This is a genomic window from Microcoleus sp. N9_A1 (assembly GCF_036701795.1).
Taxonomy (GTDB): domain Bacteria; phylum Cyanobacteriota; class Cyanobacteriia; order Cyanobacteriales; family Microcoleaceae; genus Microcoleus.
This window is the reverse complement of sequence record NZ_JAUBRI010000093.1, coordinates 17520-18712: the sequence shown is the minus strand read 5'-3', so window position 1 is coordinate 18712 and position 1193 is coordinate 17520. Positions and strand designations below refer to the sequence as shown.

At 43.9% G+C, this 1193-nt stretch carries 1 pseudogene; it reads right to left on the bottom strand.

The annotated features are described in order from the left end of the window. Nucleotides 1–1193, bottom strand: a pseudogene (locus QUA58_RS27890) (ATP-binding cassette domain-containing protein); the annotation flags it as partial.

Genomic DNA, 1193 nt, shown 5'->3' with positions numbered 1-1193 from the left:
CTAGCGACTCTACCGTTTCGACAATGAGCAGATTTTCGACAACCGGTTCTGGTTGAGAAGGCTCTAGCGACTCTACCGTTTGAACAATGAGCAGATTTTCGACAACCGGTTCTGGTTGAGAAGGCTCTAGCGACTCTACCGTTTCGACAATGAGCAGATTTTCGACAACCGGTTCTGGTTGAGAAGGCTCTAGCGACTCTACCGTTTCGACAATGAGCAAATTTTCGACAACCGGTTCTGGTTGAGGATGTTCGATAGATTCTTGTCTTTCTACATTTTCCAGAAAATCTGCCACTGGCTGCATTTCTGGTTCTAAATCGCTTATTTCCTCTGGTGTTTCTGTAATTGGTTCGGATTCTGGTTGAGAATAGTCGATCGACTCTTGTATTTCGACAACTGGTTCGGATTCTGGTTGAGAATAGTCGATCGACTCTACGGTTTCTGAAACTTGCCGATTTTCGACAACTGGTTCGGATTCTGGTTGAGAATAGTCGATCGACTCTACGGTTTCTGAAACTTGCCGATTTTCGACAACTGGTTCGGATTCTGGTTGAGAATAGTCGATCGACTCTACGGTTTCTACAACTGGTTCGGATTCTGGTTGAGAAAGTGCGATCGACTCTTCTGTTTCTACAACTTCTATATTTTCGGCAACGGGTGCTGGTGGAGAAGGTTCTATAGGGAGTATCTCACTTTTGTAAAAAATGTTTTTTACAAAAGTGAGCATTCTGCTTGCTTGTTTAGATATCTGTAGCGAGTAAGATGCTCGGGTTCCTGTGACACCCAAACTGAGATGCTTCCCTTCTCTCAACTCTACGGTTTCTGCAACTGGTTCTGATTCTGGTTGAGGATCTTCTCTCAACTCTACGGTTTCTGCAACTGGTTCTAATTCGGTTTGAGGATCTTCTCTCAACTCTACGGTTTCTGCAACTGGTTCTAATTCGGGTGGAGAAAGTTCTATCGGCTGTACGGTTTCTGCAACTGGTTCCGATGCTGAATGAGAATCATAAAGCAACTCTTCAGTTTCTGCAACTGGTTCCGATGCTGAATGAGAATCATAGAGAGATTCTGGTTTATCTGAAACTGGCAGATTGTCTGCAATCGGTTGTAATTCCGATTGATGAGAATCCGCAATCGGTTGTAATTCCGATTGATGAGAATCCGCGATCGATTGTAATTCCGATTGATGAGAA